The organism is Micromonospora sp. NPDC005707, assembly GCF_040631005.1.
Lineage (GTDB): Bacteria > Actinomycetota > Actinomycetes > Mycobacteriales > Micromonosporaceae > Micromonospora.
On the sequence record NZ_JBEXYR010000004.1, the window covers coordinates 478,766 to 505,596 of the forward strand.

Annotated in this window: 28 protein-coding genes and 1 pseudogene; 19 read left to right on the top strand and 10 right to left on the bottom strand. The window is 72.8% G+C overall.

Translation table 11 applies throughout. The annotated features are described in order from the left end of the window. The first annotated feature begins 20 nt into the window (after positions 1 to 20). Entirely contained in the window at positions 21 to 2,000 is a 1,980-nt protein-coding gene (locus tag ABZ452_RS10160) for a protein kinase (RefSeq protein ID WP_357940929.1), read from the top strand. An 88-nt stretch (positions 2,001 to 2,088) separates the two neighbouring features. Beyond that, entirely contained in the window at positions 2,089 to 2,319 is a 231-nt protein-coding gene (locus ABZ452_RS10165) for a hypothetical protein (protein WP_357940931.1), read from the top strand. Between the two features lie 96 nt (positions 2,320 to 2,415). Here ABZ452_RS10165 and ABZ452_RS10170 read toward each other — a convergent pair whose 3' ends face one another. Beyond that, complete coding sequence (locus tag ABZ452_RS10170) at positions 2,416 to 3,168, bottom strand: GH25 family lysozyme (protein WP_357940933.1); 753 nt, start codon at positions 3,166 to 3,168, stop codon at positions 2,416 to 2,418. A gap of 166 nt (positions 3,169 to 3,334) precedes the next feature. Between ABZ452_RS10170 and ABZ452_RS10175 the strand changes: the two genes are divergently transcribed. The 4 genes from ABZ452_RS10175 (at position 3,335) to ABZ452_RS10190 (ending at position 6,643) form a co-directional block, all read left to right on the top strand. Further along, positions 3,335 to 4,078, top strand: coding sequence for a M50 family metallopeptidase (locus ABZ452_RS10175; RefSeq protein ID WP_357940935.1), 744 nt, complete (start codon positions 3,335 to 3,337; stop codon positions 4,076 to 4,078). A gap of 98 nt (positions 4,079 to 4,176) precedes the next feature. Further along, entirely contained in the window at positions 4,177 to 5,160 is a 984-nt protein-coding gene (locus tag ABZ452_RS10180) for a 2-dehydropantoate 2-reductase N-terminal domain-containing protein (protein WP_357940937.1), read from the top strand. A gap of 63 nt (positions 5,161 to 5,223) precedes the next feature. Next, positions 5,224 to 5,724, top strand: a complete 501-nt coding sequence (locus ABZ452_RS10185; RefSeq protein WP_262287334.1) for a SigE family RNA polymerase sigma factor — start codon at positions 5,224 to 5,226, stop codon at positions 5,722 to 5,724. Next, positions 5,717 to 6,643: a hypothetical protein gene (locus ABZ452_RS10190; protein WP_357940939.1), complete on the top strand. Its 927-nt coding sequence runs from the start codon at positions 5,717 to 5,719 to the stop codon at positions 6,641 to 6,643. The genes ABZ452_RS10185 and ABZ452_RS10190 overlap by 8 nt, the downstream gene beginning before the upstream one ends. A 49-nt stretch (positions 6,644 to 6,692) precedes the next feature. On the opposite strand, the gene ABZ452_RS10195 is transcribed toward ABZ452_RS10190, so the two are convergent. Next, a complete protein-coding gene (locus ABZ452_RS10195) occupies positions 6,693 to 8,276 on the bottom strand; it encodes an acyl-CoA carboxylase subunit beta (RefSeq protein ID WP_357940941.1) in 1,584 nt (527 codons plus the stop codon). Between the two features lie 96 nt (positions 8,277 to 8,372). On the opposite strand from ABZ452_RS10195, the gene ABZ452_RS10200 reads away from it, so the two are divergent. Beyond that, the gene (locus ABZ452_RS10200) at positions 8,373 to 9,248 is read left to right on the top strand and encodes a biotin--[acetyl-CoA-carboxylase] ligase (RefSeq protein ID WP_357940943.1); all 876 of its coding nucleotides are present in this window, start codon (positions 8,373 to 8,375) and stop codon (positions 9,246 to 9,248) included. A gap of 78 nt (positions 9,249 to 9,326) precedes the next feature. Then, positions 9,327 to 9,899, top strand: a complete 573-nt coding sequence (locus tag ABZ452_RS10205) for a PH domain-containing protein (RefSeq protein WP_357940945.1) — start codon at positions 9,327 to 9,329, stop codon at positions 9,897 to 9,899. A gap of 100 nt (positions 9,900 to 9,999) precedes the next feature. On the opposite strand, the gene ABZ452_RS10210 is transcribed toward ABZ452_RS10205, so the two are convergent. From ABZ452_RS10210 to ABZ452_RS10220, 3 genes and pseudogenes are all read right to left on the bottom strand, one after another. Beyond that, positions 10,000 to 10,704 (bottom strand): GtrA family protein, encoded by a 705-nt coding sequence (locus ABZ452_RS10210; RefSeq protein WP_357940947.1) that lies wholly within the window; start codon positions 10,702 to 10,704, stop codon positions 10,000 to 10,002. Positions 10,705 to 10,767: 63 nt separating this feature from the next. Beyond that, complete coding sequence (locus ABZ452_RS10215) at positions 10,768 to 11,304, bottom strand: GtrA family protein (RefSeq protein ID WP_357941080.1); 537 nt, start codon at positions 11,302 to 11,304, stop codon at positions 10,768 to 10,770. A gap of 272 nt (positions 11,305 to 11,576) precedes the next feature. Continuing rightward, positions 11,577 to 11,672 (bottom strand): annotated as a pseudogene (locus tag ABZ452_RS10220) (GtrA family protein); the annotation flags it as partial. A 136-nt stretch (positions 11,673 to 11,808) separates the two neighbouring features. Here ABZ452_RS10220 and ABZ452_RS10225 point away from each other — a divergent pair. The 4 genes from ABZ452_RS10225 (at position 11,809) to ABZ452_RS10240 (ending at position 16,651) form a co-directional block, all read left to right on the top strand. Continuing rightward, positions 11,809 to 13,650, top strand: a complete 1,842-nt coding sequence (locus tag ABZ452_RS10225; protein ID WP_357940949.1) for a phosphoenolpyruvate carboxykinase (GTP) — start codon at positions 11,809 to 11,811, stop codon at positions 13,648 to 13,650. A gap of 39 nt (positions 13,651 to 13,689) precedes the next feature. Next, positions 13,690 to 14,556 (top strand): hypothetical protein, encoded by an 867-nt coding sequence (locus ABZ452_RS10230; protein ID WP_357940951.1) that lies wholly within the window; start codon positions 13,690 to 13,692, stop codon positions 14,554 to 14,556. Between the two features lie 114 nt (positions 14,557 to 14,670). Further along, a complete protein-coding gene (locus ABZ452_RS10235; protein ID WP_357940953.1) occupies positions 14,671 to 15,849 on the top strand; it encodes a geranylgeranyl reductase family protein in 1,179 nt (392 codons plus the stop codon). 31 nt (positions 15,850 to 15,880) lie between these two features. After that, positions 15,881 to 16,651, top strand: a complete 771-nt coding sequence (locus ABZ452_RS10240; RefSeq protein WP_357940955.1) for an isoprenyl transferase — start codon at positions 15,881 to 15,883, stop codon at positions 16,649 to 16,651. Positions 16,652 to 16,690: 39 nt separating this feature from the next. Here the strand turns inward: ABZ452_RS10240 and otsB are convergent, their stop codons facing one another. The 3 genes from otsB to ABZ452_RS10255 form a co-directional block, all read right to left on the bottom strand. Beyond that, on the bottom strand, positions 16,691 to 17,515 hold the full coding sequence (gene otsB / locus ABZ452_RS10245) for a trehalose-phosphatase (RefSeq protein WP_357940957.1): 825 nt from the start codon (positions 17,513 to 17,515) through the stop codon (positions 16,691 to 16,693). 70 nt (positions 17,516 to 17,585) lie between these two features. After that, positions 17,586 to 17,939 carry a hypothetical protein gene (locus ABZ452_RS10250; protein ID WP_091314007.1) on the bottom strand — a complete coding sequence of 118 codons (354 nt, stop codon included), beginning with the start codon at positions 17,937 to 17,939 and terminating at the stop codon, positions 17,586 to 17,588. A 163-nt stretch (positions 17,940 to 18,102) separates the two neighbouring features. Next, positions 18,103 to 18,543 carry a helix-turn-helix transcriptional regulator gene (locus tag ABZ452_RS10255; RefSeq protein WP_357940959.1) on the bottom strand — a complete coding sequence of 147 codons (441 nt, stop codon included), beginning with the start codon at positions 18,541 to 18,543 and terminating at the stop codon, positions 18,103 to 18,105. A gap of 264 nt (positions 18,544 to 18,807) precedes the next feature. On the opposite strand from ABZ452_RS10255, the gene ABZ452_RS10260 reads away from it, so the two are divergent. The 6 genes from ABZ452_RS10260 (at position 18,808) to ABZ452_RS10285 (ending at position 24,110) form a co-directional block, all read left to right on the top strand. Continuing rightward, a complete protein-coding gene (locus ABZ452_RS10260; RefSeq protein ID WP_091260344.1) occupies positions 18,808 to 19,149 on the top strand; it encodes a hypothetical protein in 342 nt (113 codons plus the stop codon). Then, entirely contained in the window at positions 19,146 to 19,574 is a 429-nt protein-coding gene (locus ABZ452_RS10265; RefSeq protein ID WP_357940961.1) for a hypothetical protein, read from the top strand. The genes ABZ452_RS10260 and ABZ452_RS10265 overlap by 4 nt, the downstream gene beginning before the upstream one ends. Before the next feature lie 342 nt (positions 19,575 to 19,916). Continuing rightward, the gene (locus tag ABZ452_RS10270) at positions 19,917 to 21,329 is read left to right on the top strand and encodes a PhoH family protein (protein ID WP_357940963.1); all 1,413 of its coding nucleotides are present in this window, start codon (positions 19,917 to 19,919) and stop codon (positions 21,327 to 21,329) included. A gap of 268 nt (positions 21,330 to 21,597) precedes the next feature. After that, positions 21,598 to 22,278, top strand: coding sequence for a lytic transglycosylase domain-containing protein (locus ABZ452_RS10275; protein ID WP_357940965.1), 681 nt, complete (start codon positions 21,598 to 21,600; stop codon positions 22,276 to 22,278). Positions 22,279 to 22,378: 100 nt separating this feature from the next. Next, positions 22,379 to 23,038 (top strand): rhomboid family intramembrane serine protease, encoded by a 660-nt coding sequence (locus tag ABZ452_RS10280; RefSeq protein WP_357940967.1) that lies wholly within the window; start codon positions 22,379 to 22,381, stop codon positions 23,036 to 23,038. A 103-nt stretch (positions 23,039 to 23,141) separates the two neighbouring features. Continuing rightward, the gene (locus ABZ452_RS10285) at positions 23,142 to 24,110 is read left to right on the top strand and encodes an NAD(P)/FAD-dependent oxidoreductase (RefSeq protein WP_357940969.1); all 969 of its coding nucleotides are present in this window, start codon (positions 23,142 to 23,144) and stop codon (positions 24,108 to 24,110) included. Positions 24,111 to 24,128: 18 nt separating this feature from the next. On the opposite strand, the gene ABZ452_RS10290 is transcribed toward ABZ452_RS10285, so the two are convergent. Beyond that, positions 24,129 to 24,821, bottom strand: a complete 693-nt coding sequence (locus ABZ452_RS10290; RefSeq protein WP_357940971.1) for a TetR/AcrR family transcriptional regulator — start codon at positions 24,819 to 24,821, stop codon at positions 24,129 to 24,131. Positions 24,822 to 24,957: 136 nt separating this feature from the next. On the opposite strand from ABZ452_RS10290, the gene ABZ452_RS10295 reads away from it, so the two are divergent. After that, positions 24,958 to 25,875, top strand: a complete 918-nt coding sequence (locus tag ABZ452_RS10295) for an NAD-dependent epimerase/dehydratase family protein (protein WP_357940973.1) — start codon at positions 24,958 to 24,960, stop codon at positions 25,873 to 25,875. On the opposite strand, the gene ABZ452_RS10300 is transcribed toward ABZ452_RS10295, so the two are convergent. Then, positions 25,844 to 26,812, bottom strand: a complete 969-nt coding sequence (locus ABZ452_RS10300) for a DMT family transporter (RefSeq protein WP_357941082.1) — start codon at positions 26,810 to 26,812, stop codon at positions 25,844 to 25,846. The genes ABZ452_RS10295 and ABZ452_RS10300 overlap by 32 nt on opposite strands. Positions 26,813 to 26,831 lie beyond the last annotated feature (19 nt).

The following is a 26,831-nucleotide window of genomic DNA, read 5'->3' on the forward strand; positions in this document are numbered from 1 at the left end:
TGCCGGGTACGGTTTCCGGGATGTCTGACGCGCTTCCCCAACTCGTTGCCGACCGGTACCGGCTCATCTCGCCGCTCGGCCAGGGCGGCATGGGTCGGGTGTGGAAGGCGCGCGACGAGGTGCTGCACCGCGACGTGGCGATCAAGGAACTCGTTCCGCCGCCCAGCCTCACCCCGGAGGAGCGCCGCGAGATGCGGGAACGCTCGTTGCGGGAGGCCCGGGCCATCGCCCGGCTCAACAACGTCAACGTGGTCCGCATCTTCGACGTGCTGCGCACCGACGGCGATCCGTGGATCGTCATGGAATACGTGCCGTCGAAGTCCCTGCAGGACACGATCGCCGAGGACGGCCCCGTCACGTCCGCGAAGGCCGTGGAGATCGGTCTGGGCGTGCTGGGCGCGTTGAAGGCCGCGCACAAGGCCGGCATCATGCACCGCGACGTGAAGCCCGGCAACGTGCTGCTCGGCAACGACGGGCGCGTGGTGCTCACCGACTTCGGCCTGGCCACCATCCCGGGTGACCCCAACGTCACCCGCACCGGCATGGTGCTCGGGTCGCCCGCGTACATCGCGCCGGAGCGGGCCAAGGACGGCACGGCGGGGCCGGAGGCCGACCTCTGGTCGCTGGGCGCCACGCTCTATGCGGCCGTGGAGGGCAAGTCGCCGTACGCGCGGCCGTCGGCGATCGCCACCCTGGCCGCGCTCGCCACCGAGCCGCTGCCGCCGCCGAAGAACGCCGGGCCGTTGAAGCCCGTGCTCCAGGGCCTGCTGCGCAAGGACCCGGAGGAGCGGATCACCGCCGAGATCGCGGAGCGCATGCTGCGCAAGGCGGTGGGGCGGCGGGCCAAGGGCATCTCGCTGCTGGACGGCGTACGCCGGCCGGGGCCGAACGGTCCGCGCGGGCCGCGCCCGCCGCTGGTGCCGGCCCCGCGCCCGGCCGACGGCCAGGCCGAGCGGCCGGTGAGCCCGGCGCCGCGCAATCCCGACGGCGGTACGTCCGCGGCCGCCGTCGCCGGTGCGGCGGCGGCCGCCGCCACCGCGAAGGTGCCGGCCGGCTCGGACGCCGCGCCCACCGCCAAGGTCGCTCCGCCGGTCGCCGAGCCGACCACCAGGCTCGACGCCGCGCCGGCCGTGGACGAGACCCGGGTGGACGGTCCCGATCCGGCGCTCGACGAGACGCGGCTGGACGGCGAACCCGTGGTGGAGCCGCCGGCGCCGCCGAAGAATCCGACCTCCGTGCTGGTCGAGCCGGTCAGCCCGGCGCCGTCGACGGGCCGGGCCGCGGTGATCCCGGGCACGAAGCCGGAGCGCAGTCGGCGCAACCTGCTGATCGGCGCGCTGGTGCTGGTGCTGCTGGTCGGCCTTGCGGTGGCTGTGCCACTGCTCAACAGCGGTGACGACGGCGGGAAGGGTGGGCAGAAGGCCGCCGCCACCTCGGCGGCGCCGGTCCCGCCCGCACCGGGCACCAGCGGCGCGCCCTCCTCGGCCGCGCCGACCAGTGCGTCGCCCAGCCCGACCCCGTCGGTGACGCCCTCGGCGTCCGCCGGCACCCTGCCCGCCGGCTGGCACTACTACAAGGGCCCGAACGGCTTCCAGGTGCCGATCCCCGACGGCTGGCAGGCCCGGGTCCGCTCCGACAACGTCGTGCTCTATGAGACGGGCGGGGCGCGGCGGGTGCTGTTCATCCAGTGGACCTCCACGCCGAAGAAGGACGCGTACGCCGACTGGCAGGCGCAGGAGTCGAGCCGCCGGAACTACGTCGACAACTACAAGCTGGTCGGGATCACCCGCTGCGACGGCTACTACCGCACGTGTGCCGACTGGGACTGGTTGGAGACGCGCAACGGAGGCACCCGCTTCCACGTGCGCAACCGGGGCGTGGCCACCGCCAGCAACCGCGGCTTCGCCCTGCGCTGGGAGGTCCCGGCGGACGCCTGGCAGGCCAACCTCCCCAACTGGGAGATCATCACCAGGGGCTTCAAGCCCGACCGCAAGAACTGACCCGGCAATCCCGCCGTTGCGAAACTGACTCGCATGGCCTTCCGTCCTCGGGGGTATTGAGACCCGCGACGACGGAAGGAGGAACGACATGGGTTACCGACACAAGGACACCGGCCCCCGGCTGGCACTGTGGATGCTCGTCGCGCTCGGGGACGTGGTGCTGCTGCTGGTGAGCGCCGGCCTCTCCGCGCCGGTCGCGCTGCTCGGTGTCGTCGCCCTCACCGTCGCGGGGGTGGCGGTGTGGCGGCTGGCCCGCCGGACCACCCTGGCCGGGCGGGGCGCGGTCCCCGTGCCGGTCGGCTCGCGACGCAGGGCGTGACCCGCGCGGTCAGGACGGCAGTGGCGGCAGCCGGACCAGCTACGGACCTCTCGGTCGTAGCCGATCCCGCTGCCGCCGACTGGCACCGGGGGATGGTCAGGTGTTGTTGGCCAGGGCGATCAGCCGGGTCCGGTCACCGTTCCAGTAGTTGCGGTCGACGTTGCCGCTGATGCCGGAGACGCTGCCGGTGCTGGTGTACTGCCAGAAGCTCCAGAAGGGGGCGCCGGCCGGCAGGGTGCCGGGCGCGCTCGCCCAGCGGGCGAGCCAGAGCGGGTGGTTGGCCCACGGGCCGGTCCAGCTGCCGGTGCACTGGTTCCACCAGCTGGTGGTGGTGTAGATGACCGCGTACCGGCCGGTGCGGGAGCGGTAGGTGTTCAGGAAGTCCTGGACCCAGTTGCGCATGCCCGTGGTGCTCAGGCCGTAGCAGTAGCCGCCGGCGTACGGGTTGCCCTCGATGTCCAGGGCGGCGGGCAGCGTGCGGCTGTCGGCGGACCAGGCGCCGCCGTTGCTGGCCAGGTAGTTGGCCTGGGTCGCACCGGAGGAGATGTTCGGCCGGGCGAAGTGGTATGCCCCACGGATCACCCCGGCGTTGTACGCGTTGACGTAGTTCGCGTTGAAGTTCGGGTCCTTGTAGCTCGTGCCCTCGGTGGCCTTGATGAAGGCGAACTGGATGCCGGCGTTCCGCACGCTGGTCCAGTTGATGCTGCCCTGGTAGCGCGACACGTCGATGCCCGGGGTGGTGGCCGCGGCGGCCGGTCCGGCGGTCGCGAAGAGGGCCGCCGCGGCGGTGGCGGCGACGGTCAGGCCGGCGGCGAGCAACCGGCGCACGGAGAGTCTGGTACGAGCCATCGATGCCTCCCAGGGACGTCAAGTGATTGACGCTTATCTTTGGAGGTAAGTGCCCTAGATCGCAAGAGGGCTTAAAGAATTTTTCATTGACGGTCGTCGTCGCCTGGACGGCCTTCACGAGTCGGTGCCTCGAACGACACAGCTCAGCCCGGTAGGCTCCCCGCCCATGCCCCTGATCGACGGCCTCACCACCCTCTGGGACAAGCTGCTCGGCGCCCAGCCGGACCCGCCGCCGCTGCTGGTGCTGCTCACCGCCGTCGTCGCGGTGGTGGCGGTCGCCACCCGGCTGCCCTGGCGGATCGCCCGCAACGCGGTCACCATCGCGCACGAGGGCGGCCACGCGCTCGTGGCACTGCTGACCGGCCGGAAACTGCGCGGCATCCGGCTGCACTCGGACACCTCCGGGCTCACCCTCTCCGCCGGCCGCCCCTCCGGCCCGGGAATGATCCTCACCCTGCTCGCCGGGTACGTGGCACCATCCCTGATCGGCCTCGCCGGGGCGTGGCTGCTCGCCGGCAACCGGATCACCCTGCTGCTCTGGATCGCGGTGGTGCTGCTGCTGGCCATGCTCGTGATGATCCGCAACGTCTTCGGCGTGCTGTCGCTGCTGGTCACCGGCGGCGTGGTGCTGGCCGTCTCCTGGTACACCTCGCCGCAGGTGCAGGCGGCGTTCGCCTGGACGTCGGTCTGGTTCCTGCTCTTCGGCGGCGTGCGCCCGGTGATCGAGCTGCAACGCATGCGCAGCCGGGGGCGGATGCCCGAGTCCGACGCGGACCAGCTCGCCCGGCTCACCCCGTTCCCGCCGCTGTTCTGGGTGACCGTGTTCCTGCTGGTCAGCCTGGCCGCGCTGGGCGCCGGAGCGCTGCTGCTCGCCGGCCCGATCCTCACCGACGCCGGACTGACCAGCTGAGCTGCACCCCGCCCGAGGAGGCCCACGGACACCGCCGGCCGCCTGATGTGGAGTGGATCACCGGGCGGGCCGGGCCCGGGCGGGGCAGAATCGGACGGGTGCGATACGTGATCATCGGGGCGGGCGCGGTCGGCGGCACCATCGGCGTACGGCTGGGGGAGGCCGGCCGCGACGTGACGCTGGTGGCCCGCGGCGCGCATCTGGACGCGCTCCGGGAGCGGGGTCTGACCCTGCGGACGCCCGACGGCACCGTCACCAGTCGGCTGCCCGCGGTCGCCGGGCCGGACGACCGCCCGCTGCCGGCGGACACGGTGCTGGTGCTCACGGTCAAGTCCCAGGACACCGCGGCGGCCCTGGCGACCTGGGTGGACACCCCGGTCGAGGGCGGCGGCACGGCGGGCGAGCGGCTGCCGATCGTGCTGGCCCAGAACGGCGTCGCCAACGAGCCGGCGGCGCTGCGGCTGTTCGCCCGGGTGCACCCGGTCTGCGTCTGGCTGCCCGCCACCCACCTGGAACCCGGTGTGGTGGTGGCGAACGGGTACCCGCACCCGGGGATGCTGCACCTCGGCCGCTACCCGTCCGGCGCGGACGACACGAGCCGCGCGGTCGCCGCCGACCTGACGGCTGCCGGGTTCGTGGCGCCAGTCCGCGACGACGTGATGCGCTGGAAGTACGGCAAGCTTCTCGGCAACCTGGGCAACGGCCTCCAGGCGCTGCTCGGCCCGGAGGCGCCCGAGTCGCTGGCCGCCCGGGTACGCGCCGAGGGGGAGGCGGCTCTGGCCGCCGCCGGCATCCCGCACACCACCCGCGCCGAGGAAGCCGCCGAGCGGGGCGACCGGGTAGGGCACCGGCCGGTCGACGGCGAGGAGCGGGCCGGCGGCTCCACCTGGCAGAGCCTGGCCCGGGGCGCCGGCTCCGCGGAGGCGGACCACCTCAACGGCGAGATCGTGCTGCTCGGCCGGCTGCACGGGGTGCCAACGCCGGCCAACGCGGCGGTCCAGGCCGCCGTACGCCGGGCGGTCCGGGAGGGCATCCCGGCCGGCGGGTTCCCCCTGGCCGAGCTGGAGAAAATGGTCGGCTGACCGGGCAACCGCGGCCCGGGTGCCAGGCGTCTCCCCTGCGACCGCCACGGGGGAGGTAGCAGGGTGCCGGACGTCGACGGGTTCGACGAGTTCTACCGGGGCAGCCGACAACGGCTGCTCGGCTTCGTCTACGTGCTCACCGGCAACCTCGCCGAGGCCCAGGACGCCGTGCAGGAGGCGTACATCCGGGCCTGGCAGCGCTGGTCGACCGTGCGCGGATACGACGACCCGGAGGCGTGGGTGCGGGTGGTGGCCAGCCGGATCGCGGTGAGCCGGTGGCGCAGCCTGCGGAGCCGGGCGCGGGCGTACCTGCGGCACGGCGCGGAGGAGAGCATCCCGGGGCCGAGCACCGACACCGTCGAGGTGGTGGCCGCGCTGCGCCGGCTGCCCGAGGAGCAGCGCACCGCCATCGCGCTCTACTACCTGTGCGGCATGCCGGTGGCCGAGGTGGCCCGGGAGACCGAGGCGCCGGTCGGCACGGTCAAGGCGCGGCTCTCCCGGGGGCGCGCCGCGCTGGCCGGGCTGCTCGCGGTCGTGGATCTGGAGGAGGCCGCCGATGCGTGACGATGACCTGACCTTCGTCGAGCTGGTGCAGCGGGACCTGCACAGCGTCCGTTGGCCGGAGCCGGCCGAGATCCGGGCCCGCGCCCGGCGGCGCAGCCGGCGCACGGTGGTGGCGGCGGCGCTCGCCGTGCTGGCGGTGGCCTCGGGCACCGCGCTCGTGGAGGCCGGGCGGGCCGCCGGTCCGACCAGCGCCGTGGGGGACGGCGGTCCGACGGGCACGGTGGCGGCGTCGCCGGTCGCCCCCGCGCCGTCCGGCCGCGCCGACATTCCCGAGGCGGTGCTGCTCGAGCCGCGCGACCTCACGGTCAAGACGGGGGTACGGCTCGGCGACACGGGCCTGGCCGAGCCGGTGCGGGTCGACAGGCAGTTGGAGTCCTGCGCCCGCGAGCAGGGGATCTATCTGCAGCCGACCGTCTCCCGCTACTCCCGTTCGCGGATACTGCTGCGGCCCGTGGCCGGGGCGTCGGGTGATGTCCCGGTGTTGAGCCAGGACGTGTACCGGGTCGACCCTCCGTGGGGTCTGGGGCTCTTCGGCGACATCGATCGGATGCTGGCGGCCTGCCCGCAGTGGCAGACCAGCTCGCTCCTGACGCAGGCCGGCCGGACGGTGACCGCGGAGACCGAGCACCGCTGGGAGCCTGCCGTCACCGGCTTCGCCGGCGACCAGTCGGTGATGCTGCGGCACGTCACGGACCAGGCCCGCGACCAGACCAGCGGGAAGGCGGTCGGGCCGGCGGGGTCGGTCGACGTCACGCTGGTGGTCCGGCTCGGCGACCTGGTGACCGTGATCGTGCCCGGCCCGGGCACGATCGAGGACCGGGTCGACGGCAGCGGGCCGGGCCTGAGCTACGCCCAGCTCGAAGCACTCGGCAGGGTGGCCGCCCGGCGGCTGTGCGGGGCGGCCAACCCCGGCTGCTGACGCGCCGAGGCTCCCGTCGGACGTGCGGCGGGGGCCTCGGCGGACAGCGCTACAGCGGGATGTTGCCGTGCTTCTTCGGGGGCAGGGTCTCGCGCTTGGTGCGCAGCACCCGCAGCGCCCGCACGATCTGGGTGCGCGTCTCGTGCGGCGGGATGACCCCGTCGACGTACCCGCGCTCGGCGGCGATGTACGGGTTGGCCAGGGTGTCCTCGTACTCGGCGATCTTCTCGGCCCGGACGGCGGCCGGGTCCTCGGCGTTGGCCAGTTCGGAGCGGTAGAGGATGTTGACGGCGCCCTGCGCCCCCATCACCGCGATCTGGGCGGTCGGCCAGGCGAAGTTCTGGTCCGCGCCCAGGTGCTTGGAGCCCATCACGTCGTACGCTCCGCCGTACGCCTTGCGGGTGATGACGGTGACCTTCGGGACGGTGGCCTCGGCGTACGCGTAGATGAGCTTCGCGCCGCGCCGGATGATGCCGTCCCACTCCTGCCCGGTGCCGGGGAGGAAGCCGGGGACGTCCACGAAGGTCAGCACCGGGATGTTGAACGCGTCGCAGGTGCGCACGAACCGGGCCGCCTTCTCCGAGGCGGCGATGTCCAGGGTGCCGGCGAAGTGCATCGGCTGGTTGGCGACCACGCCGACCGGGCGCCCCTCGACCCGGCCGAAGCCGACCACGAGGTTCTGCGCGTAGAGGGGCTGGACCTCCAGGAACTCACCGTCGTCGAGGACGTGCTCGATGACCTGGTGCATGTCGTACGGCTGGTTGGCCGAGTCCGGGATCAGCGTGTCCAGCTCGCGGTCCTCGTCGGTGATCTCCAGCTCGGCCGGGGCGTCGAAGACCACCGGCTCGTCCAGGTTGTTCGACGGCAGGTACGACAGCAGCGCCTTGACGTACTCGATCGCGTCCTCCTCGTCGGTGCCGAGGTAGTGCGCGTTGCCGCTGCGGGCGTTGTGGGTGCGGGCGCCGCCCAGCTCCTCCATGCCCACGTCCTCGCCGGTGACCGTCTTGATGACGTCGGGGCCGGTGATGAACATGTGCGAGGTCTGGTCGACCATCACGGTGAAGTCGGTGACCGCCGGGGAGTAGACCGCGCCACCCGCGCACGGGCCCATGATCAGCGAGATCTGCGGGATGACCCCGCTGGCCCGCACGTTGCGGAAGAAGATCTCGCCGTAGAGGCCGAGGGAGGCGACACCCTCCTGGATCCGCGCGCCGCCCGAGTCGTTGATGCCGACGACCGGGCAGCCGATCTTCATGGCGAGGTCCATCAGCTTGACGATCTTCTCGCCGAAGACCTCGCCGAGGGAGCCGCCGAAGACGGTGAAGTCCTGCGCGAAGACGCAGACCTGCCGGCCGTCCACCGTGCCGTAGCCGGTCACCACGCCGTCCCCGTACGGGCGGGTCTTCTCCAGCCCGAAGTTGGTCGAGCGGTGCCGGGCGAATTCGTCCATCTCGACGAAGGAGCCCTCGTCGAGGAGCATCTCGATCCGCTCGCGAGCGGTCTTCTTGCCCCGCGCGTGCTGCTTCTCGACCGCGCGCGCCGACCCGGCGTGCACCGCCTCGTCGAGCCGTCGCTCCAGGTCCGCCAGCTTGCCGGCGGTCGTGTGGATGTTGATCCCGGTCTCGGTAGTCACCCAGGGAATATAACGATGGTTCAGGTGGGTGACGCTGTGCAGTGCGCCTCACCGCTTCCGGACGACCGGCCGGCGTGCGGGCCGTAGGCTGGCGGGATGCCCGGCTCGCCGTACACCGATCTGGACCGCCCGCCACTGTCCGCGGCCCGGCTGCGGCGCGCGCTGATCGCCCCGAACGGGCCGTGGCGCCGGCTGGAGCTGCGCGCCGAGACCGGCTCGACGAACGCCGACGTGGCCGAGGCCGCGCGGGCCGGCGAACCGGAGGGCCTCGTGGTGGTCGCCGAGCGGCAGACCGCCGGCCGCGGCCGGCGCGGCCGGGTGTGGCAGTCGCCGCCGCGGGCCGGCATCGCGACCAGCGTCCTGCTCCGGCCCGGTGAGGCCGACGCGGAGCGCGGCTGGTCGCCCGTGCCACCGCAGGGGTACGGGTGGCTGCCGCTGCTGGCCGGCGTCGCGCTGGTCGAGGCGGTGGCCCTGCTGGCCGAGCTGGACGCCCGGCTCAAGTGGCCGAACGACCTGCTGGTGGACAGCGCGAAGTGCGCGGGCGTGCTGGCCGAGGCGGTGCCCGGTGCGGGGCCGGACCAGCCGCCCGCGATCGTGGTCGGCATCGGCCTGAACGTCACCCTGCGGGCCGAGGAGCTGCCGGAGAACCCCACCGGGCTGCCGGCCACCTCGCTCCAGCTCGCCGGGGCCGCCGCCACCGACCGGGACCCGCTGCTACGCGCTCTGCTCCGCTCGCTCGCCGACTGGTACGAGCGCTGGCGGAACGCCGGGGGCGACGCGGTCGCCAGCGGCCTGCGGGACGCCTACCTGGCGGGGTGCGCCACGGTCGGCCGGGAGGTGCGGGTGCTGCTGCCGGACGGCCGGGAGGTGCGCGGCACCGCCACCGGGGTGGATCCGGACGGGCAACTGCTGGTCGCCGGCCCGGAGGGCGAGCTGCGTCTCGCCGCGGGCGACGTGCTGCATCTGCGCTGAGCACCCTCCGCGCGGCCGATCCCGGAGGATGCGCCGACCGGTTACGGTCAGCGCGTCCTGTTCTGCGAGGAGGTTCCCGTGGCGTTCCCCGAAGACGTGCTCACCGAGGACGAGCACGTCGTGCTACATCTCCACCCGCACTGGAAGGCCCTGATCCGGCCGATCCTGGTGCTGGTGCTCGCCGTCGCGGCGGTGGTCGCGGGTTGGCTCCTGCTGCCCGAGGGCGACGGCGGCACCATCGCGCTCTACGTGATCGCCGCGCTCGGCCTGGTGCTGGTGTTCTGGCTGGGGCTGTGGCCGTTCCTGGTCTGGCGCACCACCCACTACCTCTTCACCAACGAGCGGGTGCTGCTCCAGGAGGGGGTGTTCTCCCGCAACCGGCGGGACCTGCCGCTGACCCGGATCAACGACCACGCCATGCACCAGAAGTTCCTGGAGCGGATGCTCGGCTGCGGCACGCTGACCATCGAGTCCGCCGGTGAGCGCGGCCAGTCGGTGCTCAACGACGTGCCGCACGTCGACAAGGTCCAGACGAAGCTCTACGAGCTGGTCGAGGCCCACCACGACCGGCACAGCCTGGGCGACGGCGAGATGCGCGAGATTCTGGCCGACATGAGCGAGGGCAAGCCGCTGCGCGACCCCTCCGCCTGACCTTCCCGGCCTTGTTGATCAAGAGGTTTGCGTCGGGATCGGGCACCCGACAGACGCAAACCTCTTGATCGACGCCGGGGAACGGGCCGGGAGGGCCGCGTCAGCGACGCGGGGCGCGGCGTGGGGTGGGCTGGAGTTCGGCGGCCAGCTCGGCGTCCAGGTCGGCGCCGAGGGCGCGGCCCAGGCCGGCGTCGGCCGGTGCGGGGCGGACCTGGTGCGGTGGGTGGTCGCCCGCGCGGCGCTCGCCGAGCGGGCGCTCGGTCTCCTCCAGCTCGCTGACCGACTCGGCCAGCTCGGCCACCGGGTCCATCTCGGCCATGGTGTCCCACTCGTCTCGCGGGATGGCGTGCCAGGTCTCCTCGGCGTGTTTCGGCACCGGCTGGAAGACGAACGTCCGGTAGGACCAGAAGCGGAACAGGGTGGCCAGCAGCACGCCGCCGGTCTTCGCCACGTTCAACGCGAGCAGGCTGTGCACGCCGAGGCCGTACTTGGCCAGCGCCAGGATGCCGAGTTCGATGACCAGGCCGGCGCCGTTGAAGAGGAAGAACAGGACGTATTCGCGGCGAAGCGCCGAACTCGGCCGATCCCGGTACGTCCAGTGCCGGTTCATCAGATATGACGTGATCGTCGCGACGATGGTCGCGATGACGGTCGCCTTGAGCTGGCCGTTGCGGAAAACCGTGAGTGCCAGCGCATTGAACACCGCGTAATTGATGACGGTGTTGATGCCGCCGACGATGCCGAATTTGAGCGCCTCGTGGATGAACTTCTGCCAGCGCACGGGCAGCAGACGGACAAGAGGCATGCGGAACACCTTAGGGCAGTGGGCAGGGCCGGCTGGGCCCGGCAGGACGGGATGGGCGGTGGGTCACGCCCCGGACTCTCGGTCGCGGCTCGTCGCCGGAACGGACGGAGTTCCCGCCTCGACGAAAACGAACCGTCGGTACGACCAGAACCGGAACAGCGTCCCCAGGCCGGTGCCGACGATGAAGCTGGCGATGTTGTCGGCCAGCGGGGTCTGGAACACCTCGGGCCACACCGCGCCGAGGCCGTAGCGACTGATGGCGAGGCAGCCCACCGCGATGCCGAGGCCCACCCCGTTGAAGAAGAAGAACAGCGCGTACTCCCGGGCGGGGTGGGAGCGCTGGCGGTGCCGCCAGGTCCAGAACCGGTTGCCGAGGAACGCCAGGCTGGCCGCGATCACGGTGGAGACGGTCTTGGCCGCCACCGGCGGCATGTGCCGCACGCTCGCCAGGTAGTTGAAGAGGGCGAGGTCGACGAGGAAGGCGAAGCCACCCACGGTGGCGAACTTGCTCATCTCGCGGACCAGATGACCGAAACGGTCGATCAGGGCCCCGATCAGACCTCGACGGGTCTGCGGAGCCCCCGGTTGGTCCCCGGTCATCGTCGCGGCCACCCGCCGAGAGTACCGGGTGCGCGCAGCGGCGACGGGCCGCAACGGCGAGTCGGCGGTCCGCCGGTCCGGCGCTCCGCTCCCGGGCGGCCCGGCGCGTCCCGCGCCCCTTCGGCTGACCGCCGTCCGTTTCCGGTATCCGTGAGCGCAGCGTAACCACGAGTGGCGCAATTGTGGAGCGGATCACGGAATCGTCGTTCGTGTCATGGCGGTCGCCTTCCGCCCGTCCGGCGTCCGCGCGGGGTTGGTCACGTACCGGGCCGTCGAAGGTTCTCCGCAAGATTTGCGTGAAACTGCGCGCGAAAGCGGGTAAGAGATCGCGATGCCGCAGCGTGGCCGTACCTTGTGCAGTTCTTCACAACCAGTCCCACTGACTGGGGAGGCAGCCCGGTTTACGCTGAGCCCAATCCCAGGTTTCCACGAAGGCGACGCACCGGCTCGCCAGAACTCGTGCATCCCATACATCGGTCAGCGTCGACCACAAGGAGATGTGACATGGTTGCTCCGGCTACTGTTCGGGGTATCGATCAGGCCCCGACGTCCCACCCCAAACTGCTCGCCTGGGTACGTGAGGTCGCGGAACTGACCACCCCCGACCGGGTGGTCTGGGTGGACGGGTCCGATGAGGAGTGGCGCCGCCTCACCGACGAGCTCGTCGACAAGGGCACCCTGATCCGGCTGAACCCCGAGAAGAAGCCCAACTCGTTCTACGCGCGGACGGACCCGACGGACGTCGCCCGGGTCGAGGAGCGCACCTTCATCTGCTCCGTCGACGAGGCGGACGCCGGCCCCACCAACAACTGGATGGCGCCGGCCGAGATGAAGCGGACGATGACGGAGCTGTACCGCGGGTGCATGCGCGGGCGCACCATGTACGTCATCCCGTTCTGCATGGGGCCGGTCGAGGCGGAGAGCCCGATGTTCGGCGTCGAGATCACCGACAGCCCGTACGTGGTCGCCTCGATGCGCATCATGACCCGGATGGGGCAGAAGGTCCTCGAGGCGATGGGCGACGACGCCGACTTCGTGCACGCGCTGCACTCGATCGGCGCTCCGCTCGAGCCCGGCCAGCAGGACGTGGCCTGGCCGTGCAACGACACCAAGTACATCTCGCACTTCCCGGAGACCCGCGAGATCTGGTCCTTCGGTTCGGGCTACGGCGGCAACTCGCTGCTCGGCAAGAAGTGCTACTCGCTGCGGATCGCCAGCGTCATGGGCCGCGACGAGGGCTGGCTCGCCGAGCACATGCTGATCCTCAAGATCACCTCGCCCGAGGGCAGGGTCTACCACATCGCGGGCGCCTTCCCGTCCGCCTGCGGCAAGACCAACCTCGCCATGCTGGAGCCGACCATCCCGGGCTGGAAGGTCGAGACCATCGGCGACGACATCGCCTGGATGCGGTTCGGCCCGGACGGCCGCCTCTACGCGGTCAACCCGGAGTACGGCCTCTTCGGCGTCGCGCCGGGCACCGACTGGAAGACCAACGCCAACGCCATGCGGACGCTGGACCGCGGCAACTCCGTCTTCACCAACGTGGCCCTCACCGACGACGGCGACATCTGGTGGGAGGGCATGGGTGAGCCGCCGGCGCACCTGATCGACTGGAAGGGCAACGACTGGACGCCGGAGAGCGACAGCCTCTCCTCGCACGCGAACAGCCGGTTCTGCACCCCGATCACGCAGTGCCCCATCCTCGCCGACGACTACTACGACCCCAACGGCGTGCCGATCGACGCGATCCTGTTCGGCGGCCGGCGCCGGGACACCATCCCGCTGGTCACCGAGGCCCGCGACTGGGTGCACGGCGTCTACATGGGCGCGACGCTCTCCTCGGAGACCACCGCCGCCGCCTCCGGCGCGGTCGGCGTGGTCCGCCGCGACCCGATGGCCATGCTGCCGTTCATCGGCTACAACGCCGGCGACTACTTCCGGCACTGGATCGAGATGGGCAAGGGCACCGACGGCGACGAGGCCAAGCTGCCGAAGATCTACTACGTCAACTGGTTCCGCAAGGACGCCGAGGGCAACTTCCTCTGGCCGGGCTTCGGCGAGAACTCCCGGGTGCTCAAGTGGGTCATCGAGCGCCTGGAGGGTCGGGCCGAGGCGGTCGAGACCCCGATCGGCATGGTCCCGGCCCAGGACGCGCTCGACGTCGAGGGCCTGGACATGACCCCGGAGGACGTCCGGATCGCCCTCAAGGTCGACCCGGAGGAGTGGCGCAACGAGCTGCCGCTGGTCACCGAGTGGTTCGAGAAGTTCGGCGACAAGCTCCCCGGTGTCCTCTGGGCCGAGCTGGACGCGCTGCGTGCCCGGCTCGACGCGGAGCCGCAGAAGTAGAGGTGTGACGGAAGCCCGCACCGGGCAACACCGGATGCCATGAGGACGGCCGCCGAACCTGTCGAGGTCCGGCGGCCGTCCGCCGTCCGGGCGCTGACCACCCTGCTGGCCGTCACGGCGGCGGCCACCATCGTGGTCGAGCTGCTCAACTACTGGTACGCCCCGGAGCAGGAGTTCGGACTCGCCGTCCGCACCGGCTGGGCCATGCTGCGGTCGCTGGGCTTCCTGGTGCTGATCGGGCACGTCAAGCGGGGCCGGGCGGTGGCGAAGCCGTTCGGCCTGATCCTGTCGGTGACCACCGTGTTCGCGGTGGGGCGGCTGGTCGTACCCCGGGCGGGGGTGCCGCCGCTGCCCGGCCTGCTCGGCTTCGGGGTGCTCACGGCGCTCTGCGTCGCGGTCGTGGTGCTGCTCTACCGCTCCGAGGCGGTCGGCGGGCACCTGGTCCGGCACCGCAAGGGCCTGGTCGTCGAGGGCGGGGTGATCTCCTGGCGGGAGCTGGTTCCGAAGCGCCCGCCGGTCACCGGCTGGCTGCTCACCGCCCGGGTCGCCGCGTTCACCTACAGCCCGCTGATGCTGGTCCCCGCCCTGGTCGCGACCGGCTCCATCCTGGACGGGCGGATCAGCGCCGTGCCGGCCGTGCTGTTCTGGATCGCCGCCGGCATCGCGGTCAGCTACGCGGTGCTGTTCTGCACCGCCTTCCTGCTGCGTGACCGCCCCTGGGCCCGCAAGCTCCTGGTCGCCATCACCCTGGCAGCTCTCGCGGTGGACCTCCCCCTCTGCTGGTGGCTCCTGGACGTGGACGGCCTGATCCGCGACGGCGCCCCCCTCCTGACCGCAGCCCTGCTGACCCTCTATTCCCTCCACCGCGCCACCCGCACCCGCACCCCCGCGTCCCCGCCGCGGTGATCATGAGGTTGACGGCGATGTCGATCTCCTTTACTGCCGCCAACCCCATGATCAACACGGTGGGAGGGGGCGCGGCGGCCCCGGGCGGGGGTTGGGGCGGGGGAGGATGGCGGGGTGGGGGACGAGTACGACGTGATCGTCGTCGGGGCCGGGCCCGCCGGGGCGGCCGCCGCGCTCGGGGCGCGGCGGGCGGGCGCCCAGCGGGTGCTGCTGCTCGACCGGTACGACTTTCCGCGGGACAAGGCGTGCGGGGACGGCATCGCCGCGCACGCGCTGGACGTCCTCGCCGAGCTGGGCGTGACCGGGGCGGTCGACGGGTACGCGCCGCTGCCCGCGCTGCGCCTGGTCGGCCCCGGCGGCGCGACGGTGGCCCGGGCGCTGCCCCGGCCCGCGTACACGGTGCCCCGGCAGGTGTTCGACGCCCGGCTGGTGGCGGCGGCGACCGCGGCCGGGGCGGAGCTGCGCCGGCACACCGTACGCGCTGTGGAGGTGCGCGAGGACCGGGTGGTGCTCGACGGCGAACTGGCCGCCCGGGCGGTGGTCGGCGCGGACGGGGCCGGCTCGGTGCTGCGCCGCACGCTCGGCCACCCGGTGAACCCGGACCGGCACCTCGCGCTCGCCATCCGGGGTTACGCCCCGGCCCGCCCCGGCCCGCCCGAGCAGCTCATCGTCACCTCGTCGCCGCGCTGGCCGGCGTACGCCTGGTCCTTCCCGATCGGTGACGGCCGGGCGAACGTCGGGTACGGGGAGGTGCTGCGGGGCGAGTCACTGACCCGCGCCCACCTGTTGGACCGGCTGGCCGCCCTGCTCCCCGGCACCGACCCGGCGGCCGTGACCGACCTGCGCGCGCACCACCTGCCGCTCTCCACCCACCGGCCGGCGCCCGGGCGGGGCCGGGTGGTGCTGGCCGGCGACGCGCTCTCGCTGATCAACCCGTTCACGGGCGAGGGCATCTTCTACGCGCTGCGCTCCGGGGCCCTGGCCGGCGCCGCCGCGGCCGACGCCCCGGCCTTCGCGGCCCGCCGGTACGCCGACGCGCTGCGCCGAGGGCTCGGCACCCACCTGCGGCACAGCTCGGTGGCGGCCTGGCTGGCCCGGCGGCGGTGGGTGGTGGACGCGGCGGTGCGCGCGGCCCGCCGCGACGAGCGGGTCTACCGGACCGTGGTCGAGCTGGGGCTGGGTGACGGACGTCTCGACGCCCGCACCCTGGCCAAGATCGGCGCCGCCCAGCTCGGCCGGTCCGACGCCGCGCCGCGACCCGGAGCCGTCGACGATGCGCCACCGCGACACTGATCGTCCGCGCGGGTCGCTACCCTGCAAGGTGATGACTCTGCGGAAACTCCTCTACTCCGTGTACGAGCGCCGGCTCACCGCGAAGCTCGCGGGCAAGCCGGTGCCCCGGCACGTCGGCGTGATGTGTGACGGCAACCGCAGATGGGCCCGGGAAATGGGCTTCGTCGACCCGAACGACGGCCACCGGATGGGCGCCGAACGGATCAAGGAGCTGCTGCGCTGGTGTGACGCCGCCGGTGTCGGGCACGTCACGCTCTGGCTGCTCTCCACGGACAATCTCTCCCGGCCGGCCGCCGAGCTGGACCCGCTGCTCCAGATCATCGAGGACCTGACCACCGAGCTGGCCGAGGAGGGCAACCCCTGGCGGCTGCGCATGGTCGGCGCCCTCGACGTGCTGCCCGCGCAGCACGCCGCCGCGCTGAAGGCGGCCGAGGAGCGCACCCGGCATCGCAGCGGCGGCGCGCAGGTCAACATCGCGGTCGGCTACGGCGGGCGCCGGGAGATCGCCGACGCGGTGCGCTCACTGCTGCTGGAGCACGCCGCGACCGGCGGCACGGTGGAGGAGCTGGCCAGCTCGATCGATGTCGACCACATCTCCGAGCACCTCTACACCAAGGGCCTGCCCGACCCGGATCTGATCATCCGGACCAGCGGTGAGCAGCGGCTCTCCGGCTTCATGCTCTGGCAGAGCGCCCACTCGGAGTTCTACTTCTGCGAGCTCAACTGGCCCGACTTCCGCCGGGTCGACTTCCTCCGCGCCCTCCGCTCCTACGCGACCCGGCAGCGCCGCTACGGCGCCTGAGGGCCCCGCCGGCAGGCGCGGCCCTCGGCGGGCGCGGGATCAGCGCAGGTGGGGAAGCGCCTCGGTGAGGAAGTCGCCGAGGGCGGCGGGGGAGTCCAGGGTGAGGTCGGCGGCGTCGGCGACCTCGTGACCGGTCTCCGGGTTCGCCACCGCGACGCAGACGCCGAGGAACTGCGGGTCGGCGGCGGCCCGGGCGCGCAGCGCCGAGAAGGCCTTGATGTCCGAGACGTCGTCGCCGAAGTACCAGGCGCCGCCGGCGTCGCGGACCGCCTCGCCGATGACCATGCCCTTGTCCCGGTCGACCGGGGGCTTCAGCTCCAGCACCATGCGCCCGGCCTGGCAGCGCAGGCCCAGCCGCTCGGCCTGGGTCCGGCCCCACTCCTGCACGAGACCGCCGAGCTGCGGCGCGGTGCGCCAGTGCAGCGCGACGGAGAGCCGCTTGAACTCCACCAGCGCGCCGGGCGGCAGCTCGGCGCGGGCCTGCTCGGCCAGGTCGGCCATGGTGGGCACCCAGGGCAGAGCGGCCGGCTCGGTGACGGTCTCGCCGCCCGAGTGGCTGTGCTCCAGGCCGTAGAGGCCGTAGAGGTCGATGCCGGCGAGGCCGCCGAGGCGGTCGCGGAGGAATTCCACCGGGCGCGCGGAGACGATGGCGATCCGGCGGACCCGCGAGGCGAGCGCTTCCAGCGCGGCGAGCACCTTCGGCGCGGGCTGGACCGCGGTCGGGTCGTCGTCGACCGGGGCGAGGGTGCCGTCGAAGTCGAAGAAGAGCACCACATCGCCCGCGCGGGCGGCGGTGGCGCGCCACGCGTGCGCGGCGTCCAACGGGGTTTTCGGCTGCTGGTTGCCCAGATTCAACGGCGGCACGCGCGACAGCGTACCCCGGTCACGGCGGCGTATTCGTGGCCGAGATGTGACGTCCGGACGACGCGGATGATCAGCGTTCGGCGGCTCCCCGTCCCCGGCGCCCGAACGGCACCACGGCCGCTTCCTGCCCGTGGCTCAGCAGGTAGCCCTCCACGAAGCCGGTGTTCCGGTCGCCGGTGTGCGCCTCTATCTCGTTGAGCCGCGCCACCAGGAACTCGGTGAGCGCGCTGACCCGGTCGTTCAGCCGGTCGTGCAGTTCGGCGACGACGGCGAGGACCACCGCGGTGCCGGCCGTGATGAGCGCGAAGAGGTTGACGACCAGGGGAAGCTGCCCGCCGTCCAGTACGCCGACCACCACATTGCCGGTCACGCACGATGTCACCGACACCACCGCGACCACGACTGCCAACCATTTCAGGGTCATGGACAGACCCCTCCTTCTGTCCCGCAGGGCTGGGTTCGGCTGTGTCCCGTCCCCCCGCCGATGACGAGCCCTTAGCAGTACAAACGTGGACGCTAGCGTGTCCGATCCGGCCCCGAGGCGAAACGATCGGGTCTGGCCTTCCGTTCTTTCGCCATCTGAGGAACTACCCGGCTTGTTTACCTCTATTTCGGACATCGACCGGAAGGGTTGGGCGATAAGCGAGATAACGAATGGTTTCTCGGATGTGGAACTTCTCCGCGTCGGAGACGTTCGGGTCGACCAGCCGGCGCAGCAGCGCCTCGACGTCGGGGTCCATGGGCGGCGGGGTCGGCGCGGCGCGGGGGGCCGCCGCCCGGTCCCAGCCGAGGGCGGCGAACGCCGCCGCCGGGTTGAGCCCCAGCCCTTCGCAGAAGGCGACGACACGTTCGGCCTCGGGGTCACTGGCCCAGTCGCCGCGCACCCAGCGGTTGATGGTCTGGCGGGAGACGCCGGTGCGCCGGGAGACCTCCGTGCCGCTCCAGGCCCGCATGGCGCGTGCGTCCTCCAACGCGCGGCGGACGAAGGTGGCGAAGGCGATCTTCCGTGCGTTCGCGGTCTCGGTCACCTCGTGACGGTACGACCAGTCGGTCTCCGGGGCACCGCCCGGCACGCTGCTGTCACGCCGACGTGACGATGATCCACGGTTCCCGGTAAACGATCCAGAGCTGTTCCTGAGGGGTGTCACCCGGGCAGAATAGATGGACGCCAGTACGGCGGCAAACAAACGAAAAGCTGATACTGTCACGCTCATGAGACAACTTACGGTGTGTCACGTGCATGAGACGACGAGTGCTCACATGCGTCACTCCGCGGGTGTCGAGGGGGTCTCGTGACCGAGCTCGCGACCCGTGCGCAGGCCTTCGGCCTGATCGCGGAGGGGGTGACCGCCGGCCTGAGCGCCCCCTGGCGCCTCTACCTGGCCCGGGGCTGCCGCTACCTCTCCCTCAGCGTGGGCGACCGTGACGAGTGGGACGCCTGGCGGACGCACCTCGGCTGTCCCGAGCTGAGCGTCCGGGTCTACGAGGCCGGCGGCGAGATCCGCCGGGCCTCGGTGGCCGAGGTGATCGTCGACGGCTGCCGGATCAGCGTCGAGCTGGTCGAGGAGGTCAGCACCGCGGATCTGGAGCGGCTGCTGGTCGTCGACCCCCTGCCCGGGGCGGACGAGCGATGAGCCCCTTTCTCGCCGTCGTGCTGGTCCTCGTGCTCGGCTCCACCAGCTATGCGGCGGGCCGGCTGCACGGCCAGCTCAGCTACCGGATCGGCTACCGGTTCGGCTACCGCCAGGGCTACTTCGACGGCGACCGGGGCGCTTGGAACCGGCGCCGCCGGGACGCGCAGGCCGCGATCGCCTCGGCGCTGGCCGGACCGGCCCCGGCCGCGGTGACCGCCCCGGCCGGGCGGACCGCCCCGTTCGCCGGCACCGCCGTCCCCGCCGCGGTCACCGCCAGCACCACCACCGGCCCGGCCCTGCGGGCCACCGCCACCGCCCAGATCGGCGGGTTGGCCACCCGGCAGGGCACCACGTACACCGGCTCCTCGTTCGGCTCGGCCGGCGGTGGGCCGCGGACCGGGACCCTGGTCCGCCGGCAGGGCTGAGGCCCGCCCAGGGGCACGGTGTGGCGTCCGCGGCGGACGCGCACCGTCGGAGCCGCAGTCAGACCGGTGACGGCGGCTCCGCCGGCCGGGATGCGCGCAGGGGGCATGCATCCCGGCCGGTTCCGCCGCGCCGTTCATCCCCCGTACGGGTGATCCACTCGCACCACTAGCCGACCGGGCCCGCGGCCATTAGCGTCTAGGCATGGCACGGGGTTTTCCCGGGCCAGCCGGACAGCCCGGACCTGCGACCTCGCGCACGGGGCCCGCATCCGACCCCGTGTCCACCGGGCACCGGAAGAGGCGGAACTCGGGTGGCCGGGTGCCCATCCGCGGAGCAGGCCTGTGACCACTCGCCGTACCCCCGCCGGTGCCGACCAGACCCCGGCCGCGACCGCCACGACCCGCCGGACCACCCGCAGCCGCCGCACGGCCGCCGCGCCCGCCGGCGCCGAGGAGCCCCGACCAGCCGGCCCGGCCTTCGTCCTCGACACCTCGGTCCTCCTCTCCGACCCCGCGGCGTTCCACCGCTTCGCCGAGCACGAGGTGGTGCTGCCGCTGGTGGTGATCTCGGAGCTGGAGGGCAAGCGCCACCACCCCGAGCTGGGCTGGTTCGCCCGGCAGTCGCTGCGCATGCTGGACGAGTTGCGGGTGCGGCACGGCCGGCTGGACCGGCCGGTGCCCGCCAACGACCAGGGCGGCACCCTCCGGGTGGAGCTGAACCACACCGACGACGGAGTGCTGCCGCCCGGGTTCCGGAACGAGTCGAACGACGCCCGGATCCTCTCCGTGGCGCTCAACCTGGCCGCCGAGGGCCGCGAGGTCACGCTGGTCAGCAAGGACATGCCGCTGCGGGTGAAGGCGGCCTCGGTCGGCCTGCGGGCCGACGAGTACCGGCACGGCCAGGCCAGCGACCCGACCTGGACCGGCATGGCCGAGCTGGAGCTGGCCGAGGAGGAGATCGGCCGGCTGTACGCGGGCGAGACGCTCGACCTCGACGCCGCCTCCGGTCTGCCCTGCCACACCGGCCTCGTGCTGCACTCGGCGCGGGGCTCGGCGCTCGGCCGGGTGCTGCCGGACAAGACCGTCCGGCTGGTGCGGGGCGACCGTGAGGCGTTCGGCGTGCACGGCCGCTCGGCGGAACAGCGGGTGGCGCTCGACCTGCTGCTGGACGAGTCGATCGGCATCGTCTCGCTCGGCGGGCGGGCCGGCACCGGCAAGTCCGCGCTGGCCCTCTGCGCCGGCCTGGAGGCGGTGATGGAGCGCCGGCGGCACAAGAAGGTCGTCGTGTTCCGCCCGTTGTACGCGGTCGGCGGCCAGGAGCTGGGCTACCTGCCCGGCTCGGAGTCGGAGAAGATGTCGCCGTGGGCGCAGGCCGTCTTCGACACGCTCGGCTCGGTGGTGCACGAGAACGTGCTGGAGGAGGTCACCTCGCGGGGCCTGCTGGAGGTCCTGCCGCTGACCCACATCCGCGGCCGGAGCCTGCACGACGCCTTCGTCATCGTCGACGAGGCGCAGTCGCTGGAGCGCGGTGTCCTGCTCACCGTGCTGTCGCGCATCGGCCAGGGGTCGCGGGTGGTGCTGACCCACGACGTGGCCCAGCGGGACAATCTCCGGGTCGGCCGGCACGACGGGGTGACCGCGGTGATCGAGGCGCTGAAGGGTCATCACCTCTTCGCGCACGTCACTCTCAGCCGTTCGGAGCGTTCTCCCATCGCCGCGATGGTCACCGATCTGCTGGAGGACATTCCGCTCTGAGGCTTACCTTCGTCCGCCTTTGATGGCATTTATCCTGTGGCGCAGATCACAATTGGCGTCCTTGGTTTCCCATCGGCCTCACTGTGCGCAATGGTGTCCTTCGAGCGCCCACGCATCAGGAAGCATCGTTCGCCGCGCCACGGCGAAGGAGCCACGAACACCGGTGCGTCGGCTGCGACCGCGAGGGTCGGGGCGCTCACGGCGCCGGCGCGCCCGCTCCAGGGCCACGCGTCGCGCCGTGTCCTTGCCCCCGACGAAGGGACACTTCGTGAGTCGGCTGTGGAGCCGGTTCGGCGCCCGTACGGCCGCTGTCGCACTGCTCTCCGTGGGCGTTGCCGGCGGCTTTTATCTGGGCGAAGACCGACAGACCCAGCAACAGGGCCTGACCGCGCAGGTCGGCCTGGAGGTCGACCGGACGGAGTACGCGTACCAGCGCGACCGCCAGGCCGACCACCGCCTGTCGTCGGCCAAGCAACGGGCCGCCGAGTACCAGGCGAAGCTGCGGGCCGCGGCGGCGGCCAAGGAGGCCGCCGAGCGCGCCAAGGAGGCCGAGGCGGCGGCCGCGTCCCGCAAGAAGGAGCGGGAGGCCGCGAAGAAGGCGGCGACCAAGCCCTACGACGGGCCGATCCCGGCGTCCTGCGAGGAGTACAGCGGCAACCGCAAGATCGGTTGCGCGATCATGCTCGACGAGGGCTTCGGCATCGACCAGTTCCCGTGTCTGGACAAGCTCTGGACCAAGGAGAGCGGCTGGAACCCCAAGGCCCACAACGACTCCTCCGGCGCGCACGGCATCCCGCAGGCCGTGCCCGGTAGCAAGATGAGCTCGGTGGCCGACGACTGGGAGACCAACCCGGCCACCCAGATCAAGTGGGGCCTCGGCTACATCGAGGGCCGCTACGACGACCCGTGCGGCGCCTGGCAGCACTCGCAGAGCCAGGGCTGGTACTGATCGGACATCGACGGCGGGGCGTGCGGAGATTCGCACGCCCCGCCGTCGTCGTGCCGCTCTCGACTGGCGATGCGCCCCGATTACTGATAGCACTTGACGGGTGACCTGGCATGACGGCCCCACGGGCGGCGACCCCCACCGGTTCGGCACCGAGGCGTTCTACGCCTCGCTCGGCCGGGCGTTCGTCGCCATGTGCGCGGTCGTGCCGGTGCTGTTCCTCATCGAGGCGGTCGACGTCGGCCTGCGTGCCGACCTCGACGTCAGCGCCGGCATCATCCCGCACCGCATCCAGGGGCTCGACGGCGTCTTCTTCTCGCCGTTCCTGCACGCCGGCTGGAACCACCTCTACAGCAACAGCATCCCGCTGATCCTGCTCGGCACCTTCGTGCTGGCCGCCGGCACCCGCCGGTTCCTCTGGTCCACGTTGGTGATCATCCTGGTCAGCGGCCTGGGGGTCTGGTTCACCGGCTCGCCCAACTCCGTGGTGGTCGGCGCGAGCGGCGTCATCTTCGGCTACCTCGGCATCCTGCTCACCCGCGGCATCGTCGAGCGGAGCTGGTGGAACTTCGCCGTGGTGCTCCTCGTCGGCCTGCTCTACGGCTGGCAGCTGCTCGGCATCCTGCCCACCGACGAGCGCATCTCCTGGCAGGGGCACCTGTTCGGGCTGCTCGGCGGTGTCGTCGCGGCGGTGCTGTTCCGCCGCCGGGTGGAGGGCGGGACGCGCGACTCCCTCGGGTCACCCCCGGTCACGTTGCCCTGACGGCACGTCCACCCGCCGGCGGGACGTGCTTGCCCGCGGCCACCGCCCCGCCTACCGTCGGGATCAGCACGCGTTGATCCCTTGGCGAAAGTGACGGTACGCCATGCGCGAGGTCGATGTCGCCGTGATCGGAGCTGGCCCCGCCGGGCTGTTCGCCGCCTACTACGCCGGGTTCCGCGGGCTGTCCGTGGCCGTGATCGACGCGCTGCCCGAGCCGGGTGGCCAGGTCACCGCCATGTACCCGGAGAAGCTCATCCTCGACGTCGCCGGGTTCCCCGCCATCAAGGGGCGGGAGCTGGTCGCCAACCTGGTCGCCCAGGCCGCGCCCTTCCGCCCGGAATACCTGCTCGGGGTGCGCGCCGAGAAGCTGTCGTACCTGGACGGGCGGCCGGTGCTCGGGCTGGCCGGCGGTGACCAGCTGCACTGCGGGGCGGTGCTGATCACCGGCGGGCTGGGCAGCTTCTCGCCCCGGCCGCTGCCGGTGGCGGACAGCTTCGTGGGCGGCGGGATCGTCTACTTCGTACCGCAGCCGACCGAGCTGACCGGCCGGGACGTGCTCATCGTCGGCGGCGGGGACTCGGCGTTCGACTGGGCGGTGACGCTGGCCCCGATCGCCCGCTCGGTGACGCTGGTGCACCGGCGGGACCGGTTCCGCGCGCACGCCTCGACCGTCGACCGGGTGCGCGCGCTGCCGGTGCGGGTCGTGGTCAACGCCGAGGTGAGCCGGCTGTACGGGGAGGACCGGGTCACCGGCGCCGAGCTGACCGTGCGCGGCGGCGCGGTGGAGACCCTGCCGGTGGATACCGTGGTGGCCGCGCTCGGGTTCACCGCCGACCTGGGCCCGCTCGCCGAGTGGGGGTTGAACCTGGACCGGCGGCACATCGTTGTCGACAGCGCGATGGCCACCAACCTGCCCCGGGTCTTCGCGGCCGGGGACATCACCGACTACCCGGGCAAGGTCCGGCTGATCGCGACCGGCTTCGGCGAGGCGGCCACCGCGATCAACAACGCGGCGGTCGTCATCGACCCGAGCGCCCACCTCTTCCCGGGCCACTTCTCCGACGGCACCTGACCGGTGGCCCCGCCGGGCTCAGGCGGCAGGCAGGCCGATGAGATCCGCCATCAGAGCGGTCTGGTGGTCGAAGTACTCGTCGCGGTGGGGCAGCGTCTTGTTGATCCGGCCGAACAGCTCGAAGCTGATCAACCCGAAGAGCTGGGTCCAGCCGGCCATGCCGCGGGCCAGCAGCGCGGGCGGCAGGTCCACGGCGAGCAGGGCGGCCAGCTCGGCCACGTCGGACCGCAGCGGCTCAGGGAGCTCCTCGCCGGAGGCGTCGATCCGGCCGCCGGCCACCCCGTCGCGGAGGATGCCGACCAGGGTCACCGGGGGCCGCTGGGCCGGCGCCACGGTGTCCTCCGGCGCCGCGTAGCCGGGGACGGGGCTGCCGTAGAGCAGGGCGTACTCGGCCGGGTGGGCCAACGCCCAGGCGCGGGCGGCCCGGCACACGGCGTGCCAGCGCCCGCGCAGGTCGGCCTGGTCGACGCCGGCGTCGGCCGCCTCCACCGCGTCGCCGAGCGCCTCGTACGCCTCCAGGATCAGCGCGGTGAGCAGGTCGTCGCGGCTGGGGAAGTAGCGGTAGATCGCCGAGGAGACCATGCCCATGTCCCGGGCGACCGCGCGCAGCGACAGGTTCGCGCCGTCGGTGGCCAGGTGGCGGCGGGCGACCGCCTTGATCTCGTCGATCATCCCGGCGCGGACCCGGGCGCGGAGCGAGTGAGCGACCATGCCTCCACTCTGCCACGGATGAGAGCGCCAATCAAAACCGAGAGCACTGCTCTTGACGAGCGGGGTGGACGTCGGTCATGCTCTGTTGCGAGAGCGGTGCTCTCGCATCGGATTCCTGCTTCGAAGGGTGGCCCTCATGGCCCTGCACGTGATCGTCGGCGCCGGACCCGTCGGCACCGCCACCGCCCGGCTCCTCGCCGAGCGCGGCGACCGGGTGCGGGTGGTGACCCGCCGTGGCAGCGGACCGGTGCACCCCGCGATCGAACGGATCGCCGCCGACGCCGCCGACGCGGACCGGCTGACCGCCCTGACCGAGGGCGCGGTGGCGCTGCACAACTGCGCCAACCCGGCGTACCACCGCTGGCCGCTGGACTGGCCACCGCTGGCCACCGCGCTGCTCACCGCCGCCGAGCGGACCGGCGCGGTGCTCGCCACCGTGGGAAACCTCTACGGGTACGGCCCGGTCGACGCCCCGATGACCGAGGCGACCCCCCTCGCCTCGACCGGCACCAAGGGGCAGGTCCGCAACCGGATGTGGGCCGACGCGCTGGCCGCGCACCGGGCCGGCCGCGCCCGGATCACCGAGGTACGCGGCTCCGACTACCTCGGCGCCGGAGGCACCTCGCTGGCCATGATGGTGCTGCCCCGGGTGCTCGCCGGGCAGCGGGTGTTCCTGCCGGTCGACTGGGACGCCCCGCACACCTGGACGTACATTCCCGACGTCGCCCGCACCCTCGTCGCCGCCGCGACCGACGAGCGGGCCTGGGGCCGGGCCTGGCACGTGCCCAGCGCCCCCGCCGTGTCGATGCGGGACCTGGCCGCCCGCGCCGCCGCCCTGGTCGGCGCGCCCGCGCCGCGACTGACCCGGATGCCGTACCCGGTGCTGTGGCTCGGCGGGCTGGCCAACCCGATGGCACGGGAGCTGCGGGAGACCGCCTACCAGTTCCGCCGGCCGTACGTGCTGGACTCGACCGCCGCCACCGCCACCCTCGGCGTCGACGCGACGCCGCTGGACCGGGCGGTCAAGGAGACGGTGGCGGCGCTGCGCGCCTGACCGGCCGCGGGGGCGGCCCGACCGCGGCGACCAGCACCGCGACCAGGGTCAGCCCCGCCCCCAGCAGGGTGGTCGGCGTGGGGTGCGAGGCGGCGGTGGGCAGCAGCAGGTCCAGCAGCACGGCGCCGACGACCTGCCCGGCGATGGTGGCCAGGCCGAGCAGCAGCACGCCGGTGAACCGGACGATGGCGGCGGCCAGCGCGATGAACACGATGCCGATGGGGCCACCCAGGTAGAGCCACGGCTCGGTCGGGAAACCGCCGGCCGGGCGGCCCCGGACCGCCACCTCCACCGCGAAGGTGGCGAGCAGCGCCACCGTGCCGACGGTGAAATTGACAAGCGTGGCGGTCACGGCGCTGCCGGCGGCCCCCCGGACCCGGCCGTTCACCGCCTGCTGCCAGGCGATGCCCACCCCGGCGGCCAGCGGCAGCAGGGCCAACGCCAGGGCACCCGGATCGCCGAGCCGGTCGCCCACCGCCAGCAGCACGGCCAGCACGGTGAGCACCGCGCCGACCAGCCGGTTCGGGGTGACCGGCTGCCGACCGGTCGGGCCGATGCCGGCCCGGTCGACAAGCAGGCTGCTGCCGGTCTGCCCGGCCACCACGGCGACGGTGAACACCGCCACGCCGAGGGTGCCGATGGTCAGCCCCTGGGTGGCGACCAGGAAGGCGCCGCAGACCCCGCCCAGGCACTGCCACGGCCGCAGCGAGCCGTCCCGGAGCGCGGCCCGCAGGGCGGCCAGGCCCCGCCGGCCACCGGGGGTGGCGGGAACCAGCACGAGCAGCACCAGCAGGCCCAGGCCGAACGAGACCACCGCGGCGGCGATCCCGTCGGCCAGTCGTACACCGAGCTCGCCGTTGATCCGGGACTGGACGGCCACCGCGACCCCCGAGGCGGTGGCCAGCCCGGTGCCGGCGATCCGCCGCGTGGGCGACAGCGTCGGGGGCGCCGCAGTC

Coding starts and splice junctions, on each gene's coding strand:
- ABZ452_RS10160 (WP_357940929.1), top strand. CDS start 21: ATGTCTGACGCGCTTCCCCAACTCGTTGCCGACCGGTACCGGCTCATC.
- ABZ452_RS10165 (WP_357940931.1), top strand. CDS start 2,089: ATGGGTTACCGACACAAGGACACCGGCCCCCGGCTGGCACTGTGGATG.
- ABZ452_RS10170 (WP_357940933.1), bottom strand. CDS start 3,168: ATGGCTCGTACCAGACTCTCCGTGCGCCGGTTGCTCGCCGCCGGCCTG.
- ABZ452_RS10175 (WP_357940935.1), top strand. CDS start 3,335: ATGCCCCTGATCGACGGCCTCACCACCCTCTGGGACAAGCTGCTCGGC.
- ABZ452_RS10190 (WP_357940939.1), top strand. CDS start 5,717: ATGCGTGACGATGACCTGACCTTCGTCGAGCTGGTGCAGCGGGACCTG.
- ABZ452_RS10200 (WP_357940943.1), top strand. CDS start 8,373: ATGCCCGGCTCGCCGTACACCGATCTGGACCGCCCGCCACTGTCCGCG.
- ABZ452_RS10210 (WP_357940947.1), bottom strand. CDS start 10,704: ATGCCTCTTGTCCGTCTGCTGCCCGTGCGCTGGCAGAAGTTCATCCAC.
- ABZ452_RS10215 (WP_357941080.1), bottom strand. CDS start 11,304: ATGACCGGGGACCAACCGGGGGCTCCGCAGACCCGTCGAGGTCTGATC.
- ABZ452_RS10225 (WP_357940949.1), top strand. CDS start 11,809: ATGGTTGCTCCGGCTACTGTTCGGGGTATCGATCAGGCCCCGACGTCC.
- ABZ452_RS10230 (WP_357940951.1), top strand. CDS start 13,690: ATGAGGACGGCCGCCGAACCTGTCGAGGTCCGGCGGCCGTCCGCCGTC.
- ABZ452_RS10240 (WP_357940955.1), top strand. CDS start 15,881: ATGACTCTGCGGAAACTCCTCTACTCCGTGTACGAGCGCCGGCTCACC.
- ABZ452_RS10250 (WP_091314007.1), bottom strand. CDS start 17,939: ATGACCCTGAAATGGTTGGCAGTCGTGGTCGCGGTGGTGTCGGTGACA.
- ABZ452_RS10265 (WP_357940961.1), top strand. CDS start 19,146: ATGAGCCCCTTTCTCGCCGTCGTGCTGGTCCTCGTGCTCGGCTCCACC.
- ABZ452_RS10285 (WP_357940969.1), top strand. CDS start 23,142: ATGCGCGAGGTCGATGTCGCCGTGATCGGAGCTGGCCCCGCCGGGCTG.
- ABZ452_RS10290 (WP_357940971.1), bottom strand. CDS start 24,821: ATGGTCGCTCACTCGCTCCGCGCCCGGGTCCGCGCCGGGATGATCGAC.
- ABZ452_RS10295 (WP_357940973.1), top strand. CDS start 24,958: ATGGCCCTGCACGTGATCGTCGGCGCCGGACCCGTCGGCACCGCCACC.